The sequence below is a fragment of the Nitrosomonas sp. HPC101 genome (genome assembly GCF_009833125.1).
Lineage (GTDB): Bacteria > Pseudomonadota > Gammaproteobacteria > Burkholderiales > Nitrosomonadaceae > Nitrosomonas.
Genome location: NZ_QRCC01000010.1, coordinates 206,508 through 223,535, shown reverse-complemented (window position 1 = coordinate 223,535; position 17,028 = coordinate 206,508). Strand labels below are relative to the sequence as shown.

12 protein-coding genes and 1 pseudogene are annotated in these 17,028 nt (G+C 50.6%); 6 read left to right on the top strand and 7 right to left on the bottom strand.

From position 1 onward, the window contains the following. Nucleotides 1–53: 53 nt before the first annotated feature. From ABO04_RS08025 to ABO04_RS08015, 3 genes and pseudogenes are all read left to right on the top strand, one after another. Nucleotides 54–296 (top strand): annotated as a pseudogene (locus tag ABO04_RS08025) (IS3 family transposase); the annotation flags it as partial. Between the two features lie 142 nt (nt 297–438). Then, nucleotides 439–681: a type II toxin-antitoxin system Phd/YefM family antitoxin gene (locus tag ABO04_RS08020; protein WP_160810150.1), complete on the top strand. Its 243-nt coding sequence runs from the start codon at nt 439–441 to the stop codon at nt 679–681. Between the two features lies 1 nt (nt 682). Further along, nucleotides 683–940, top strand: a complete 258-nt coding sequence (locus ABO04_RS08015) for a Txe/YoeB family addiction module toxin (RefSeq protein ID WP_240141479.1) — start codon at nt 683–685, stop codon at nt 938–940. Between the two features lie 431 nt (nt 941–1,371). On the opposite strand, the gene ABO04_RS08010 is transcribed toward ABO04_RS08015, so the two are convergent. Continuing rightward, nucleotides 1,372–1,869: a hypothetical protein gene (locus tag ABO04_RS08010; protein ID WP_160810149.1), complete on the bottom strand. Its 498-nt coding sequence runs from the start codon at nt 1,867–1,869 to the stop codon at nt 1,372–1,374. Nucleotides 1,870–1,904: 35 nt separating this feature from the next. Further along, nucleotides 1,905–3,224, bottom strand: coding sequence for a sialidase family protein (locus tag ABO04_RS08005; protein WP_160810148.1), 1,320 nt, complete (start codon nt 3,222–3,224; stop codon nt 1,905–1,907). 510 nt (nt 3,225–3,734) lie between these two features. Between ABO04_RS08005 and ABO04_RS08000 the strand changes: the two genes are divergently transcribed. Genes ABO04_RS08000 through ABO04_RS07990 form a run of 3 tightly spaced genes read left to right on the top strand, consistent with a single transcriptional unit; the run spans nt 3,735 to nt 6,645 of the window. Then, nucleotides 3,735–4,553: a DJ-1/PfpI family protein gene (locus ABO04_RS08000; protein ID WP_160810147.1), complete on the top strand. Its 819-nt coding sequence runs from the start codon at nt 3,735–3,737 to the stop codon at nt 4,551–4,553. Between the two features lie 15 nt (nt 4,554–4,568). After that, on the top strand, nt 4,569–4,907 hold the full coding sequence (locus ABO04_RS07995) for a TonB-dependent receptor plug domain-containing protein (protein WP_160810146.1): 339 nt from the start codon (nt 4,569–4,571) through the stop codon (nt 4,905–4,907). 13 nt (nt 4,908–4,920) lie between these two features. Beyond that, on the top strand, nt 4,921–6,645 hold the full coding sequence (locus ABO04_RS07990) for a TonB-dependent receptor (protein WP_160810145.1): 1,725 nt from the start codon (nt 4,921–4,923) through the stop codon (nt 6,643–6,645). Between the two features lie 445 nt (nt 6,646–7,090). Here ABO04_RS07990 and ABO04_RS07985 read toward each other — a convergent pair whose 3' ends face one another. From ABO04_RS07985 to ABO04_RS07965, 5 genes are all read right to left on the bottom strand, one after another. Beyond that, complete coding sequence (locus ABO04_RS07985; RefSeq protein ID WP_160810144.1) at nt 7,091–8,209, bottom strand: alkene reductase; 1,119 nt, start codon at nt 8,207–8,209, stop codon at nt 7,091–7,093. A gap of 62 nt (nt 8,210–8,271) precedes the next feature. Beyond that, a complete protein-coding gene (locus ABO04_RS07980; RefSeq protein ID WP_160810143.1) occupies nt 8,272–10,479 on the bottom strand; it encodes a TonB-dependent receptor in 2,208 nt (735 codons plus the stop codon). A gap of 988 nt (nt 10,480–11,467) precedes the next feature. Then, nucleotides 11,468–15,226 (bottom strand): ATP-dependent RNA helicase HrpA, encoded by a 3,759-nt coding sequence (gene hrpA / locus ABO04_RS07975; RefSeq protein WP_160810142.1) that lies wholly within the window; start codon nt 15,224–15,226, stop codon nt 11,468–11,470. 8 nt (nt 15,227–15,234) lie between these two features. After that, a complete protein-coding gene (locus tag ABO04_RS07970; RefSeq protein ID WP_160810141.1) occupies nt 15,235–15,714 on the bottom strand; it encodes a hotdog fold thioesterase in 480 nt (159 codons plus the stop codon). 38 nt (nt 15,715–15,752) lie between these two features. Continuing rightward, a complete protein-coding gene (locus tag ABO04_RS07965; protein WP_160810300.1) occupies nt 15,753–16,856 on the bottom strand; it encodes a 3-deoxy-7-phosphoheptulonate synthase in 1,104 nt (367 codons plus the stop codon). Nucleotides 16,857–17,028 lie beyond the last annotated feature (172 nt).

The window sequence follows — 17,028 nt, the reverse complement described above, 5'->3', positions numbered from 1 at the left end:
TTGCAGCCGGATTTCCGAACTCCAAGTTGGTACGCCAGCAGGGGGCAGGTCATTACAACACCACGCATCGTCACAGCGCTATCCGGTTTGTCACACCAGAACAACGCCACCGCGGCGAGGACAAAGCCCTGTTCGCACAGCGTCATGCTGTTTATGAGGCTGTGCGTGCACGCCATCCACAACGCTGGTCGGGAAAAACCAGAAACTGGAATCCGGTTGAAACTGTTTACCTCAACCCCGAGAAAACATCTCCAACCTCCAGAACTGCAGCATCTATTCTCAGGCAGGTGGCCTGAGATTTTTAAAATCAGTGACAACTGTGTTGACAATTACCGCTTCCGCACTCGGGTAAGCTCAGGCGTCATGCAACACGTACTTCTTGACGTACGTCCCGTAAGTGTACAATTGGCCAAGAGTTGAATACGCAAGAGGTGTGTTATGACCGGAATCACTGCAACAGAGGCGCGCAGCAATCTTTATCGGTTGATTGATGAAGCTGCCGAATCCCACCAGCCGATCGTCATCCTGGGTAAGCGGAACAAAGCGATCCTGGTATCGGAAGAAAATTGGTTGGCCATTCAGGAAACACTTTACCTGCTTTCCGTACCTGGTATGCGGGAGTCTATTCGCGCAGGGATGGATGCCCCTGTGGAAAAATGCGATGCGGAGCTGAACTGGTGACATGGAAGCTGGTTTACACCAAGCAAGCCCAGAAAGATGCAAAAAATTGGCTTCCAGCGGCCTCAAGCCAAAAACTCAAGAATTGTTGGTTCTGATTTCAGAAGATCCTTACCGCAAGCCGCCTCCGTTTGAAAAGCTCATTGGGGATCTTGTGGGGACCTATTCACGCCGCATCAACATTCATCATCGCCTGGTGTATCAAGTGCTTGAGGACGAACAAGTAGTAAAAGTTCTCCGGCTCTGGAGCCACTACGAATAATGCCATAACCAGCCACCGTTGCCGGACAATTTTTCCACCGCTTTAGAAGGCACGGCATCGAATCTACAGCCCGAGAAAGTTTCTTTGGTCACTGCATTTTTCTCCGTCACTTCTCTGAATCCATAGCGGCGTAGCACATCGACAATCACCATTGCGACTAGAAAATAATTACAGTTTTATCATTCCCGTCGAACAGATCAGCATAATCAAGTCGGATTGGACAGAGATCCAAAGCTGGTCGGATTGGACAGAGATCCAAAGCTGAATGGAAATGAAATAATTGGATTTGTTGCAGACAGGCGGAAAAAAAATGGCGATGCGGCTCATACCGAATCGCATCTTGTTGTACTGAAAAAGTATCCCCGAATTATCCGTAACGGGTTGATTGAACAAGCAGGAAATTTAGCCAAGAGTTCTCGGTATTGGCCTGATCACAGTTCTGGCTTCTTGAACCAAGCATGTAACATTTCTTCGCTGACGATACCTGTATGTTTATATTTGTTGCCCTGAGCATCTACAAAAAATGTCAGTGGCAACTCGCCTCGCCAGCGTGTATCGACATCCCGGTAGATCACTTCCGGAAAATATTCGCCGAATACCCAGGTTTCGGTAAGTTGCAGATCATGTGTCATCATGGTTTGCCAAATTATGCTTTCATCCAGAAACGGATCGGCTGCAACAATAACGATTTCATGCCCGGGATAGATTTTTTGCATCCTCCCGAGCAAAGTCAGCTCGTCCATACAGTAACTGCAGGTTTCCGACCAGAATGCCAGTAAAAATGGCTTGCCATTATTCCTGTCCTGGATTTGGGAGAAACTGCCCGTCGTAAAAGGGTGAATAACGGGCTGTTGTGAGCTGGCAAAAGCAGTTGCCGACATCAACAGACTAACTGCAAGCAAGCTGAAATACAAAACTCTATTTTTCATTTTTAATTCCTGATTTAATTCCTGATCGGCGGATGTCAGAAATGTTTCATGCCCAATTCTTCACGTTTGCCATCGGTGCTTTGTGTCCATACAATTAGAAATTGATCTCCGGCGGGGACAACGCGTGGATATGTGGCTCTGACATCAGGGGGTGAAACTCTTACCGGATCATTAAATGTACCATCGTCATTTTTTTCAGCAGCAAAAATCACCAGCTTGTTTTCTGCGAAACCGTCCCAGACAGCGACCAGTCTGCCCTTCTTGTTTATGGCTATATCACCGTGCAGCCCGTTGTCACCTCCCATTCTGAGCGGCTCAGACCATTGCTTGCCGCCATCCTCACTTTGAAAATAATAGATGCCGCTATGCTCGGGATGGCCGGTTCCTACAATGGTATGAATATGATTCTGTTGTTCTCCCTGTCCAAATGCAATACCGCCACCAATATGTGGACAGCCTTCAAAAAACCAGTCGAATTCACCAACCGTACTCAGAAGTTGCCAATCCTGGCCGCGCAATGTGCCAAATGACATATCGGAAGGCTGTTTGTTGCGATACAGCACATGCAATATTCCCTGATGTAAGCGTGCTGACGTGTAGCAACATGCACAAACCACTTCATCCAGCGTGGTCGTGCTGCTCCAGTTCACACCGCCGTCAGTAGAATATGCATGGCGCATTCCCTGCGTACCCCTGATTCTGTCACGCTCATCGTGTATATGGCGACTGTCCAGCCAGATCAGGTGTAATTGCTCACCATCGCCATCAGCAGAAAAAAATGCATGAGAGCCTTCATCCCAGTCAGTCGGACTGCTGCCAGGCTGCCAATGCTGACCGCCATCGATCGAGCGTGCGATGACCATCGGCCCGGCGCTATGCGATGCTCCTTCTTTGTGACTTGTCCAGAAAGCAAGTAGATGATCGCCTGATACTGCCAGACGTGCGTCATTGCTGCGTGCCAGGGACGGTTCCAGCATCTGGCCTGCATCAACCGCAGCGGGCTCAGACCAGGTCCTGCCATGATCTTCAGATGTTTTTAGCACAACAGACTGTTGGCCCTGCTCATTCAGGCCCAGCAACAGATAAATTTTGTCCTTTTTTTCAACGACATCAAGACTGATCACGCCACCTGGTTTAGGGGGCATTTTATGTTTGCTGTGATCGGTCTTTTCCGTTTTTCCGGTTGCAGCCGGTGCGTCCGGTTGCACAGACACAGCAGGAGTGGCTTCATTCTTATATTGAGTTTCTGCAGCTTCCAGCAGCTGATCAGGATTTAATCCGGCAACTGACACAAACAGGATCAAAACAAATAAATATGGCAAATTAATATTTGATGAGCTTGTTCGAATCTTCATGTTTTCCTGTTTAATTTGAATAGAGTCATCATTCTAGCGTCATTCGATAATTTATCAATGCGACAATTTGTCGCATTGACTCAAATAGTTAGCGCTAACTACCATGTCCGTTATCTCAATTCTTCTGATCTGAAATAACGACATCTGGGAAAGCCCAATTTTCCACCGCTATCTTGCCGTTGCTTTCTGATTTCATATCTGAGAAGTTATTTCTACAAATCAGGAGTGTGCCGACGGGAAATATGCAGAAGAGTAAGAAATTCCGAGTAGCCGGAATGGGCGCAGATATTAAAAAACGAAACAGACTATGGTGTGGAATAAGGAAATTGTTTGTTTGCTTTTATTTGGTGATGGAGCTTCCTCTCTGTTGTCAGCGCAGGATCTACCCGAAAAAACGCCGTCTACCATTGCACAGAACACGACACATTTACAGAAAATTTGAGCCTGTATTCAAAATTGCCACCGAGCCAACATCAAGCGCAAACGGTGCGAAAAACTGGGAATAGTAAAATGCAAAACAAACTTGATCGCCGTGCTTTCATGGAATTGACCGCTCTGACTGCCCTTGCGGCGGTAACTCCCGCATTGGGTGAAGAAACACATGCAAGCCATTTGCAATCGATGATGGCTCCCGACCCGACTGCGCCCAAGGTGGCGATACTTGTCTATCCCCACATGATCGCGCTGGATCTGATTGGCCCAATGAGCGTATTCAAGATCATGCGCTGGAATATGCAGCTCATCTGGAAAGAAAAGATGCCGGTCGTAACCGATGTTGGCATCTCGATTCCGGCGACTACGACCTTCGCAGAGGCCTATGCCGACCCCGATATTTTGTTCGTACCTGGCGGCTTGATGGGCACCATCGCGTGCATGCAGGATACCACCGTGTTGGACTTCGTCTCAAAGCGAGGCGCGCGCGCCAAATGGGTCACCAGCGACTGCACTGGCAGCCTGATCCTTGGCGCTGCAGGACTTCTGCAAGGTTATGACGCTACCTCGCATTGGGCGGTTGCTGAACATCTACCTTTACTCGGTGCGCGCCGGGTCGATAAACGAGTAGTACGTGACCGCAACCGTATGACGGGTGCGGGAACAACGGCCGGGATCGACTTTGGCTTGGTACTGGCCGCAGAACTGGGCAACGAGGAAGCTGCGCGACGAACTCAGCTTATTCTTGAATATTCACCCGAGCCTCCGTTTGGCAATGGAACGCCGGCTGAAGCTGGCCCGGAGCGTGTGGCAGCGATGCGCAAGCGTCGAACCTGGATGGATGCACAAGCTCGGCTTGCTGCTGAAGCCGCAGGTCGGATGCTAAAAGTGAGATAAGAAGCCAGCGCGAAAATGTCTTTTTCACGATTGCCATTCCGCATCGCGTTGTTGGCAACAATTGCGATCCTCGCGCCGCAACCGAGATCATATGCCCAAAACATCAGCGAACTTCCTCCTATTACTGTGCAAGGACAATGGGAGTCCGAGTACTATCCCCGGCAAACAGCCACCACAACCCTAAAGATATCGACGCCGATTCAGGACATTCCCCTTTCTGTCCAAGTAGTGCCTCAGGCGATCATTGCAGATCGACAAGCACTCACGGTGCGCCAGGCGCTGGATACGGTCAGCAGCGTCACAAGCAGCAATGCCGTTCCCGGTTCCCAATCCTTTCATTCGAGGCTTCATTGATGGATCTGGAAACTTGCGTAACGGTTTCCGTGAAACCAGCAATCAACAGGACATTGAAGGAATTGACCGCATTGAAGTGCTGAAAGGACCAGTTTCCGTATTCTATGGTGGAGCACTTGCTTCAGGAGGCGTGGTAAACATTGTCACAAAATCACCAGAGTCTACTAATTTCACTCACGTTGGCTTGACTGGAGGCAGCTTCGCGCGAGTGCGCCCCACTTTCGATATCAATCGCGGCCTGACAGATGATCGTTCGTTGGAATTGCGAATTGATGGCGCCTATGATCAATCAGATTCTTTTCGGAAATTCAGCGACAGCAGAAGTACCTTTATCAATCCCAGCTTACGCTGGAAGCCAAGTGATCAAGATGAAGTATTGCTTCGGTTTCAGTACTATCACAGCGATTTTAGTTATGGCGAATACCAATCGCCGCTTACAGAGCGCACATTGAGCTTGCCTCTTTCATTCAGCTTCAATGACCCTAACCAGAATCAGTCTCGCAAGGATGCCGAGCGCCTCAGTTATGAATGGACTCACCTATTTGATTCCGGCCTGAAATTCCGATCCGGCTTCAATATTTCTACGGTGAAGTACAAGTTCGGAACCGATCGCCTGGCACGATTGACACTTCTTTCTGACGACCATGCAATCAAGCGCGTCGCACAATCAGGCCCGCAGAGGATCACAGACTACGATTGGCAAAACGAAGTATCGGGAACCTTTGATACGAAATCGCTGCGGCATCAATGGCTCGCAGGCGTTGAAGCCTACTGGAGTGATAACAACGCAACGGGCAATCAGGTTATCTTGCCGAATCTGGATATTCTCAATCCAGTCTATGGTGTTTCGATTGCCGCTCCCAAGCTCACGCGCAAGACCAGTTCCAGTTTCTATGACTATGCCGGTTATGTTCAAGACTTTATAACCATTTCTCCTCACTGGAGCCTCCTTATCGGCGGGCGATACGACACTACACGGACCAAAAGTCTCAATCGGTTGACAGATGTGAAGAACAGTGATCATACGGGCAAGTTTTCTCCAGCAGTAGGGGTGACTTATAAACCCGTTGCGACGACGGCTTTCTATTTCAATTGGACCAATAGTTTTGTTCCGACAACCGCCACAACAGTAGACGGCTCTGCATTGCCTCCCAGTTCTTCGGAACAGTACGAAATAGGGGTCAAGCAACAGTCTCCAGACAAGCGCCTGCAAGCCACGCTAGCCTTCTATCAGTTGACTAAAACTAACATACCAACCCAGGATCTGAACAATCCTCTATTTAGAGTCGCATCTGGCAAACAACGGAGTCGAGGTGTTGAACTCGATGTCTCAGGTGAAATACTGCCGGGCTGGAATACTATCGCAAGCTATACCTATACCTTCGCTCGCGTGATCAAAGATAATCGGTTGCCAGTTGGAAACCTTGTCGCGGGTGTGCCCCGCCACGCCGCCAGTTTTTGGACAACTTACACGTTTTTAAATGGCCTCGGAATAGGGGGAGGCATGCGCATCGAGAGTCACCGCGAAGCCACTCTGCCAAACACGTTCCGGTTGCCAGGGTACGCCCGGTTTGATGTAGCCTCCTGGTACCGCTTTGACGTCAATAACCAGCCATTCAAGATTCAAGTCAATTTTCTGAATATCACGAATCGGCGCATCTACAATACTGATGGATCACGCACCTTACGAGCTCAGTTACCGTTTACAATACTTGCCGGGATAAGTACCGAGTTTTAACTTGCCATGCTTGGCAAGCCTCCGATACAGATGACCTTAAAGTGTCACCCAACGGCGATTGCTGCCTGCCGCTTCGGCTGTCAGAGACTGTAGCTGTAGCCATCAATCCAACCGGTATCCCTGGAGGCAGGCACGGAACATGCTGGAATTACTGATCACGATCGACCGAAATACCCAATCCAAATGAAACGTGACGATGAACTCAATACTGCTGCCCGCCTAACCGAAATCAGTTGTAACACTTACGCGCCGGTATTTTGCAGTCATGCTGGAAGCACGCTTTTTCTATGCGGGTACAGCCGTTCGTTTTTGAAACATGTTCAATCTTTGACGAAGAACGCTATCCTGTTCGCGCGTTCAGGATACCCGCTATCAACTCTGGCAATGATCATTAAAGCCTCCTTGATTCCGGCTCATCCTCACATAAAAATCGGATTGTACGTGTTCACCCGCTCATAAAAGGATAATCGGTGTATCCGTGCTCGTTGCCGCCGTAAAAAGTACTTTTATCAGGCGGTGTCAACGAAGCACCTTGTCGTAAACGTTCAACCAGATCAGGATTACTAATAAAAAGGTGGCCGAATGCAATTAAATCCGCCTGATTTGTTGCAACAGTTTGTTGTGCGAGAGCGAGATCATAGCCATTGTTGAGCATCCAGGCAGCACGGCCGCCAACTACCTGGTAAACGTCTTTCAAATCGGAGTAATCAAATGGTATTTCTCCCTGCCGATAATCGCGTGGGCCGCTGGTGGCACCTTCAATAATATGAACATAAGACAGTGCATATTTTGCGAGGCCACGAACCACATACTCAAATAATGGCTGAGGCTGCGAATCGAACACATCATTAGTGGGTGTGACGGGAGAAAGCCGGATAGCGGTACGTTCTGCACCAACCTCACGAGCGACAGCTTCGACGATTTCAAATAAAAAGCGCGCACGGTTTTCAATACTGCCACCATAGCTATCATGACGATGATTAGAATTTGAGCGTAAAAACTGATCCAGTAAATAACCATTGGCAGCATGTATTTCAACACCATCAAATCCGACTGCCATGGCAGCGCGAGCGGCGCGACAATACTCCTCAACAACCCCTGGTAATTCATCAGCTTCAAGTGCGCGTGGCTGAGATGCAGGTACAAATTTGCCTTGCCCACTACTATCCTCCAGATAGGTTCTGCTCTGGGCGCGAATGGCGGATGGCGCCACAGGTGCCTGCCCTCCAGGCTGAAGCTTAAAATGTGAAATTCTGCCCGCGTGCCACAATTGGACGAATATTTTTCCATCTTTTGCATGTACCGCTCGCGTGACGGCGCACCAGCCATCGAGTGCAGCCTGAGAATAGAGTTCGGGAACATTGGCATAACTTTGCCCTTGTGAAGAAATTGCAGTCGACTCCGTGATGATCAAACCAGCACTAGCACGCTGAGCATAATAAATCGCAGTCATAAGGCCAGGTATGCCGCCAGGCGAACGGTTACGCGTTAGTGGCGCCATGACAATACGATTATTAAGCTTTAAGCCGGAAAGATCGAATGGATCGAAAAGTGTAGTAGCCACGTTTCCCTAATTACTGCAAATCACAGACAATGACTATAATGCATTGGAAGTCCGGAAGAAAGTCAGAACTTATAAGAAACATACCCCATGAATGTTCTGGGCATGCCCGGGGTAAAGCTGGTGCGTGTGCCTGCTGCATCCTTGTTGACATCCACCGCATACCGTTTGTCGAACAGATTCTGGATGTTGAACATCACTCCCCAATGCTTCCGGCTATATCCAGCAGTAAGGTTCGTCAGGAAATGATAACCGCCTCGCTGTTCGGTGTTGGCATTATCAATAAAATAATCACTCTGTCCGCGCGTTTCGACCCGTCCATGCCAACCACTTGGATGCCGGTACGTCGTGTAAACAAAATACATGTGCTCAGGAAAACGGGGAATCTGATTGCCGGAACGATCGGCATTGATGGTAGTACGCTGACCGCCAGGACCAATGATCGTCAGTGGTTCAGTCAACTTGCCAAACTTCAGATCAGTGTAGGTATAGCTGGCACCCACCTCCACACCGGAATCAAAAGCATAATTACCAAAGAATTCAAATCCATTCTTGTTGGTCTTGCCTGCATTGACATACAACGTCTGGAAATTCTGCACAAATGAAATAATCTCGTTACTGACGTCCGTGTGATAGCCGGTAAGATCAAACGACCAGTTACGCCCGCGCCCTTTGAACCCGGCTTCATAATTGAGATGGCCGGAGGATTTCAGCGTACGCCCAAATTCAATCGCATTTTGAACTTCACCAGAATCCGGTACTTGATTGGCATGCGCAACGGTTGCATATACGTTGATCTGGTCGGTTGCACGGTATGTTACCGCCGCTTTCGGCGCAAACAGATCATAATTTTCCTTCACCTGCAACAACCCTCTTCCCGGTGCATAGCGCCCGGCTGCAAAATTGTATCTCTGGAATTCATCGCGCTCGATATCAAAACTGACTTGATCAAAACGCATTTGCAGATCGATTGTCAGGCGATCAATCGGAGACAGGCTCTCCAGAAAATAAATCCCCCACAGATCATTGGTAAAGTGACTGCGTGAATTAAGCTGCCCTTTGCGGTCCGACAGTGTGGACACGATCCGGCCATTGGCGGTGACAACATCCGCATAGGCGTATTGCAGTGCGCTGTCACTCCAGTTGCGCCGCCAGGTTCCTCCAATCACCATCGAACCCGGCATGCCAAACAGGGAATGGGTGTAATTGCCTTCGAGATCAAGACCAAAGTTCCGTTCCCAGCCATTCATATCATTGATCTGGCCGGTAACCGGATGAAATTGTTTCCACTGATTGTAATAGATACGCGGCTTGAATAACCAGGCACCCATACGGTGCTCCAACCGGCTGTTTACAAACAAAATGCGTGAATCACGCGCGGAGTGTTTCCAGGGATCCTGCGTTTCCAGCGCCTTGCCGGTATCACGGTAACGGGCATATTGTTCACTGTTGAGCGATCCGGGCAGATTCATTTTGACATCGCTATAGGTTACTTCACTTTCAAGCAGAGTCGATTCGCCCAGCTGCCAGCCATGCTTGAGTCCCGCATTGGTACTTGCAAAACGGTTATGCCGCCGCCAGTCATTATCGGTATGACGACGCGAAAAAGTGAAAGCAAGCGCATGCTCATCAAATACCTTGCCAAACCGGGTATGCAGGTTATGTGTTCCCCAGTTGCCGACACCGCCACGGATAACGTTGTGTCGGTCATCAAATGCAGAACGTGAAATAATGTGGATGGTTCCGCCAGCCGTTCCCGCACTGTAGAGATCGCCCGGCCCGCGCGTGACTTCAATGCGCTCCACATCATCCGGATCAACAAAATCCAGTCGGCCGAAACTGTCTGGATCCAGAATGGGCACTCCGTCGCGCAGCAGATTGATTTCGCGTACGCCAAACTGTGCCTTCAGCCCTGCACCACGAATCGAAATCTTGGCATCGTAAGCATTGTTATTGCTCTCGATGCGCAATCCCGGCACTTGCCCCTGAATGGCATCCTTGATGTTGAACATGCGTACATCTTCAATCCGTTTTTCATCCACGACACTGATCGACTGTGGAACTTCCTTGGTGGTACGTGCCTCGCGTGTCGCGGTAACACTGATCGCATCGAATTCTGTTGGCTGCTCGGGGGCAAGCTGCTGGGCAACGGCCGGAAATACCAGTAACCAAAGCGTCAGCAACAGAAACTTCTTGCGTGCGAAGCGTGCAACCCAACCGGCATAATACGCAAGCCTGCACGCCGCATCAGCCGCATTAATCCGAACTCCCATACAGACACTCCCTTATTCATTGTATTCAAAATACTTTTTAAAGGACGAGTCTGTAACACCAACCTGATTGCCGTCAATGCGACAAATTGTCACATTGACCATTTACTATGTAAGGCTTGTTTACAATTGCAGCGCCTTTTTATGGCGTCAAAAGAGAACGCATGATGTTTATTGCAGGCGTCAAGCAATGGATAAGTCCCGGGCAAATCCACCCCGCGGGAAGAGACACCGGCTGCGATAAAATTGCAACAGGTTGGAATTTTCAGTTCCTGGTCGGACAGGGAAATACGCCCCACCCGATCTGCCAGCCAACCGTACCCATAACTCTCCGGGATACGTTGATGCGACAATTTGTCACATTCCCAACCGGCTAATTTGTGAAGATAATCTGCACATTGAAAGATCCTGATACTGCACTCAAGATTCTGCAGCATACCCTGACCAATCGGCATCGGCCGCTACACCCATGCACTGATCCGGATCAATTTACAAACCTGATCGCCGTCGCGCGATTACTCCCCCGCCAGGAGGAGCAATTCCTCCCCTAACCTGTATTCTCCGTCCAACCGCAGCAAAATGCAGCTGGTGCGCGATTACTTCCCTCCAGAGGAGCAACTCCTCCCCTACCCCCACCCGTCCGGCTGCAACATAATAAAAGTCGGCCGGGTGTTTTCCCCGTGGATCGTCATGACCTGCGACTTCTCGAGGATGCTGATGGGATAATAGCACCACTGGACGGGATGGTTACTCATGGCTGGTTTTCTGATTATTGTGGGGCGATGAGCAGCTTTCTGACGCTCTATCCCGAACTGGAATGCTGATCAATCCCCATATTTACTCCGGCAACTTCTTCTGACCGGAACACCTGGTGGCAACGCTGGGCAGCAGGCACAACACATTGGCGAGCGGCTGATAGCTGACAGGCAGACAAACAGATACGCACGGGGATAGTATCAAAATTAAATGTGCGCTTCAGGATAAGTGTCGTTTATTCACGCACGCTTTCCCACAGCTTTTGCAAGCGTTTCACTGAAACAGGCGCTGGGGTTTTCAGTTCCTGGCTGAACAGGGAGATGCGCAGTTCCTCGATTTGCCAGCGGAATATTTCCAGATTCGGATCCACCATTTCTGCCTGGTGGTGCTTATTCAGGCGTTGTATGTACTGATTCCACAGTGTGCTGATCATCTCTGTCTGCTCCTGATCGCGCCCAGGATTTTTGTTGTATTTGTCGAGACGCAGCAGCATGCCTTTGAGGTAACGGGGAAGATGTTGCAGATATTGCCAGCAGGTCGCGCTCAGAAATCCCGGATAAATCAGGTGATGAAGCTGTTCTTCCAGATCCTTTTTCAGGGAAGCTGCCGATTTGTCCAGAACGGATAGCCGTTTCTTCAGTTCCTGGCAGGATTGGGCAATGGTATGAATCAATCCGGCCATTTCCTGGGTCACGGTTCCCAAACGTGTCCGCGCCCGCACCACTTGCGTATTGAATTCCTCCTCGTTGCGCGGCAACGGGTCATCGCCGATCAGTGCCAGATCAATAATAGCGGCGTACACATCTTCCTTGAGCCTGTTCATTTCGATCAGGTGACTCATAAGCAAAAGGGTTTTCTGATCGGCCGGCGAGTTTTTTTCCAGTTGTTTGATTCTGTCTTTGAGTGCCAGGCAGAGCAAGCGCCGCACCCCTTCCCGCATACTGCGTTGTGCACCTTCCCGCGTATCGAAGAGGCGAATGGCGACACTCTGCTTCTGGTCAATCAGTGCCGGGTAGCCGGTCAGCTGTTTGCCCGCCCGGCTGAAACTGGTTTCCTGCGGCAGCTCGCCGAAATCCCAGCAGGTCATGCCCTCACGTTCGATGGAATCCGGTTCTGCGCCTGCATCACGCGTGAACAACTGCTGTGCTGTCTGGCCAAGCTGCGCTTTCAATGTGGCCAGATCGTATCCCATTCCCAGCGTGGCTCCGCCATCGTCAACTACTTTGATGTTCATTTGCAGATGAGCGGGCAACTGCTGGTTATCCCAGGTATCCAGAGGCACCTTGATCCCGGTTTCCTTGTGAAGGAACGCAGACAGGGATTCAGTCAGCACAGTTGTCCGATCCGGGTGCGTATCCAGCCATTCCAGAAAACGGGTGGTGAATTGCGGTACCGGGATGGTGTGGCGGCGCACCAGTTTCGGCAGCATTTTTACATACCAGGCAATTTTTTCCCGGATCAGCCCCGGCACCAGCCAATCGAAATGAAACGGCATGATCTGATTGAGCAACGGCAAGGGCACCGTGACAGTGACACCATCCAGCGGGTGCCCGGGATCAAACCGGTAACCCAGGGATAACACGTGACCTGCTGCCACCAATGTTTCCGGATATTGTTCAAGCGTTTTTTCATCGGCAGACTGGCGCATCAGGATTTCCCGCGTCAGGTACAGCAATTGCGGATCGGCCTGTTCTGCCTGTTTGCGCCACTTCTCGAAAGCATTGCCGCTATAAATTTCCACCGGAATGCGCGCTGCGTAAAATTCGAATATCTGCTGCTCATCGACCAGGATATCCTGTCGCCGCACTTTGCTTTCCAGCGCGCGGATTTCATCGATCAGCTGCTGGTTATGCCGGAGAAACAGTGCATCGCTTTCATACTCCCCCGCCACCAGTGCCTCACGAATGAACAGCTCACGGGCATGCGCCGGATTGACTGGCCCATAAGCAATGCGCCGTTTGGCAACGATGATCAGGCCATACAAGGTAACCTGTTCAAACACCACAGCCTGCGCACGCTGTTTTTCCCAGTGCGGATCAAAATAGTGTTTTTTGCACAATTTACCGGCAATTCTTTCCAGCCAGGCCGGGTCGATTGCCGCTGCACAGCGTGCATATAGCTTGGTAGTTTCCGCCAGTTCGGCTGCCACCACCCATTTCGGCTGTTTTTTTCTCAAGGATGAACCGGGGAAAATCGAGAATTTGATTGTGCGTGCGCCCTCATAAATTCCTTTTTCATCCGATTTGAAACCAATATTGCCCAACAGCCCAGACAGCAGTGCACGGTGAATTTCATCATAACCGGCGGGAACCTGATTGGGGCGCAACCCCATCTCACTGATCAGTATATGCAACTGGCCGTGGATTTCACGCCACTCGCGCATTCTGCGATGGGAAATGAAATTTTTCCGGCACTGCTCGATCAGTTTCTTATTGGATTTTTTATGCTTGAGCAGCTCGTTATAAAAATCCCATAATTTGAGATAACTCATGAAATCGGAGCGATCATCACGGAACGGCTGGTGCGCCTGATCGGCAGCCTGCTGGTGTTCAAACGGCCGGTCACGCGGATCCTGCAGGCTGAGTGCAGAAGCGATGATCAATACTTCGCTCAGGCAATTTCCCTGTCTGGCCGCCATGATCATGCGGGCGATTCTCGGATCGGTGGGGAATTTTGCCAACTGATGGCCAATTTGCGTCAGCCCCTTGCGCTCATCCAGTGCACCCAGCTCCGCCAACAGCTGATAACCATCCGCGATCATGCGCGGCGCAGGGGGCTGGATAAACGGAAATTGTTCCACCTCCCCGATTTTCAGTGATTTCATGCGCAGAATGACCGCAGCCAGCGAGGAACGCAGAATCTCGGGATCGGTATATTCCGGGCGCACAGCAAAATCTTCTTCTGAATACAGTCTGAAACACACACCGTTCATCACTCGCCCGCAACGCCCGGCACGCTGATTGGCCGACGCCTGGGAAATTTTCTCGACCAGAAGCTGCTCCACCTTGTTACGGTAGCTGTAACGGTTGATTCGTGCCAATCCCGTATCGATTACATAACGGATGCCTGGAACCGTGAGTGAGGTCTCAGCCACATTGGTTGCCAGCACGATGCGCCGTTGTCGGCCGGCAGTAAAGATGCGAATCTGTTCTGCATGAGACAGCCGGGCGAACAACGGCAGGATCTCCAAACCGGCCTTGCCTCCGGGGCTGGCAAAGGTATGTTTACGCAATGCTTCGGCCGTTTCCCGTATCTCCCGCTCACCCGGCAGAAAGACCAGCATATCGCCCTCCCCCATGCGCATGGCCTCATCCACCGCACCGAGAATAGCCCGGGACAAATCGCGATCCTCGCCCTCAGTCGGATCATCAGATGACCGGTAATGAATCTCTACCGGAAACAGCCTGCCAGATACCTCGATGACAGGTGCATCATTGAAATGAGAAGCAAACCGCTGGGCATCGATGGTGGCAGATGTGATGATCAGTTTCAGATCCGGGCGGCGTGGCAGCAATTGCTTGAGATAGCCGAGCAGAAAATCGATGTTGAGGCTGCGCTCATGCGCTTCGTCAATGATGATGATCTGATAAGCGCGCAACAACGGATCCTGCTGTGTTTCTGCCAGCAGAATGCCATCGGTCATCAGTTTGATACGGGTGTCAGGGTGAGTTTGATCAGAAAAACGTACTTTGTAGCCCACCCGTTGCCCAAGCGGGCTATTCAGTTCTGTGGCAATACGTGCTGCCACGGTTCTGGCGGCAATACGTCGCGGCTGGGTATGGCCGATCAGATATCCGGTGCCCTGTTCTCCAATGTTTTGTTCCAGTTCCAGGCAGATCTTCGGTAACTGCGTCGTTTTTCCGGATCCGGTTTCGCCACAGACGATGACGGTCTGATGCTGGCTGATCGCACGCGCAATCTCCTCGCGCCGTGCGACAACCGGCAAATCTTCCGGGTAGGTGATACGGATAATTGATTCGAAGGGAGGTGCCAATAAAAGTGCTACTTGCTTACGATGACAGCTTCTTTCTGGGTGCTGAGCGTACCCTGTTCGATGATGGCGACTGTCAGTCTGGAAATGGCGACACGCTTGCCGGTTTCCTCCTCGGTAATATCTGTCTGCCAGACCTGGGTACGCCTGCCGACGTGCAGCGGCGTACATACCCCGATGACATTGCCTTGCGCTACCGCCCGGATATGATTGGCATTGATTTCGATACCAACTGCCCGGTACTGCTCGGGATCGATGGTCATCCAGGCGGATACACTGCCCAGTGTTTCAGACAGCACACAACTGGCCCCACCGTGCAGAATACCGAAAGGCTGGGTGGTACGATGATCGACCGGCATGCTGGCCTTGAGGAAATTCGGGCCGACTTCCATGAACTGAATGCCAATATGTATACCCATATTGGCATTACGCAACCCTTCCAGATAATCAATGGTATAGTTTTTAAACCAGACTGTTTGACTCGAATTCATTTTGTCTCCACGTACCTAAGGAACCTCTGATCAAGTACTCAGGAAAACGCCGCAGAGTGAATCAATACCGGCTCAGCACTCTGTTTGGCTCTACGTTTTTCCACCGCTTCAGCCAGATCGGAAAGTACCTGCTCTGTTGTATCAAACCCAATACAGCCGTCTGTAATACTCTGCCCGTAGACCAGTTGTTTTAGCTGTCTGCCTTCCACATTCTGCCTGCCCGCCACCAGATGGCTTTCAAGCATGACACCGCTGATTGAACGATTGCCTGCTGTGATCTGCCGGGCAACCTCGATTGCCACTTCCGGCTGACGCCGGTAATCCTTGTGGCTGTTGGCATGACTGCAATCGATCATCAGATAAGGCGGCAGTTTAGCTTTCTGCAGTGACTCAACTGCTAAGGCGACACTTTCTGCATCATAATTCGGTGCTCTTCCACCGCGCAGGATGATATGACAATCTTCATTCCCTCTGGTTGTGAAAGTGGCAACCCGTCCTTCCTTGGTGACCGACAGGAAATTGTGTGGGTGAGATGCGGCGCCGATCGCATCAATTGCAATATTCAGATTCCCGTAGGTACCGTTTTTGAATCCAACCGGACAGGAAACACCGGAGGCCAGTTCACGATGTCCCTGACTTTCCGTGGTCCGTGCGCCAATAGCCGCCCAACTGATCAGATCAGCCACATATTGCGGACTGATCAGATCAAGAAATTCGGTTGCGGCCGGCATAGCGATATTGCCCAGTTTCAACAACAGGTCACGGGCAAGTCGCAATCCCTTATCGATGTTGAAACTGTTATCCAGATCCGGATCGTTGATCAAACCTTTCCAGCCCACTGTGGTGCGAGGCTTCTCGAAATAAACCCGCATGATGATATGTAACTGGCCTTTCAGCTCCTGACGCAGACGACTCAGCCGGGAAGCATATTCCACTGCCGCATCCACATCATGAATTGAACACGGGCCGCAGACGACGAGCAACCGGTCATCCTCCCCCCGTAAAATATCGTGACATTCCTGCCTGGCAGTGACTACGGTTTCGGTTGCCTGTTCGGTCAAGGGGTGCTCACGCAGCAGCTTTACCGGCGTAATCAGCTCATCCCCACGGATAATACGCCGATCGTCAGTCTTATGTTCCACTGATAATTCCTCGATGATGATTTCTCTCCATTTGTCCTTGTATTGCACGAAAGCACACTCTCCATGTTCAGGAAACTCTGCTTTTTTACCGTTTTTTTGCTTGAGTTGCCTACCTCGCTGACGTTTTCAGAGGCTTCTTTACATGAGTATTTCGGCTCTGTTTTACTAATTT

Bases quoted from the DNA above. Each gene is read 5' to 3' on its own strand.
- ABO04_RS08000 (WP_160810147.1), top strand. From the start codon at position 3,735: ATGCAAAACAAACTTGATCGCCGTGCTTTCATGGAATTGACCGCTCTG.
- ABO04_RS07995 (WP_160810146.1), top strand. From the start codon at position 4,569: ATGTCTTTTTCACGATTGCCATTCCGCATCGCGTTGTTGGCAACAATT.
- ABO04_RS08005 (WP_160810148.1), bottom strand. From the start codon at position 3,224: ATGAAGATTCGAACAAGCTCATCAAATATTAATTTGCCATATTTATTT.
- ABO04_RS08020 (WP_160810150.1), top strand. From the start codon at position 439: ATGACCGGAATCACTGCAACAGAGGCGCGCAGCAATCTTTATCGGTTG.
- ABO04_RS08010 (WP_160810149.1), bottom strand. From the start codon at position 1,869: ATGAAAAATAGAGTTTTGTATTTCAGCTTGCTTGCAGTTAGTCTGTTG.
- ABO04_RS08015 (WP_240141479.1), top strand. From the start codon at position 683: ATGGAAGCTGGTTTACACCAAGCAAGCCCAGAAAGATGCAAAAAATTG.
- ABO04_RS07970 (WP_160810141.1), bottom strand. From the start codon at position 15,714: ATGAATTCGAGTCAAACAGTCTGGTTTAAAAACTATACCATTGATTAT.
- ABO04_RS07980 (WP_160810143.1), bottom strand. From the start codon at position 10,479: ATGGGAGTTCGGATTAATGCGGCTGATGCGGCGTGCAGGCTTGCGTAT.